Annotated in this window: 1 protein-coding gene; it reads right to left on the minus strand. The window is 36.8% G+C overall.

The annotated features are described in order from the left end of the window. Positions 1 to 106 precede the first annotated feature (106 nt). The gene (locus tag R2S57_RS30355; RefSeq protein WP_316848656.1) at positions 107 to 961 is read right to left on the minus strand and encodes an IS1634 family transposase; all 855 of its coding nucleotides are present in this window, start codon (positions 959 to 961) and stop codon (positions 107 to 109) included. Between the last annotated feature and the right edge of the window lie 109 nt (positions 962 to 1070).

A 1070-nucleotide genomic window follows, 5' to 3' on the forward strand; every position in this document is an offset into this window, starting at 1 on the left:
AAAGTGAGTAGCTAATTACTAAATTCGTGTGTTCATCTTTTTTCAGTATTGCGCTTTCTCCATTTTTTAGTTTAAGACTCAATATCTGTTTTTGAAGCATTTGCTTTTAATTTTTTATTCTTGCTCCAAGTATAAACTCATATCCCTCACGCTGTAGATCACTTATGTTATTACTGGAAAGAAGACCAGAATCTGCAATTACGATCATTTTATCAAGGTTATGCTTCTTTTTAAAGGCATTAATAACAGGAAGCATTGTATGGCCCTCAAATTTATTCCCTTCAAATATTTCATAGGCTAAGGGATAACCCCCAACGCTTACCAATAATCCTAAAACAATCTGTGGATTCTGATGCCGTCCCTCTTTTGAAAAACCAGTCTTTCGCAAGTCATCCTGATCATCGATTTCAAAGTAAAGGGTGGTTACATCATAAAATACAATGCTCATTTGATTATTAAGTATCCGTAATGTATGTTGATAGCTAATCTGCTGGACTAAATCTTTCTGCTTATTGTAAAGTTTATCCAGGTACCGGTATATGCGGTCCTCATCAATTTCAACTCCATGATATTTTTTGAGATAATCAATAGTGCGTACCTTACTTACTGGAAAGCATAGCCTGGACAAAACAAGTTTTCGAAACAAATCGTCTTTAATCTTAGCAAAGCCGATCTCATCGAAAAGTTTTCCAAGCAATAGCTCGGTGCCAGCAACCGTAACCTGCTGGATATTCGAAATAAACTTATCGAAGGCATCCTGGGTGCCGGAAAGATCAATCTCTGTTTGCCCAAGTTGGCTTTTAATCCAGTGCTCTCCTTCTTTAACGAGCATTTCTACTCGGGAAATAGAACTTGAGCTGCCCAAGGTTTTTATCACCTTGTATTTGCCGGAGCTCTTATCAATGACTTGAACACTGATCACTCCACTTTTATTCTTCTTTTGTCGAACAAACATCAACATAAATATAAGTCAAAAAAGCTCTGGGACACCCAAAAACCTAAATGATTTCAGATAACAAGCTGATAGTCAGAGCTACTTTTAAACCAAATAAAAAACCGCGGAAGACAGG

The sequence above is a fragment of the Pedobacter psychrodurus genome, from assembly GCF_032678585.1.
GTDB classification, from domain to species: domain Bacteria; phylum Bacteroidota; class Bacteroidia; order Sphingobacteriales; family Sphingobacteriaceae; genus Pedobacter; species Pedobacter psychrodurus_A.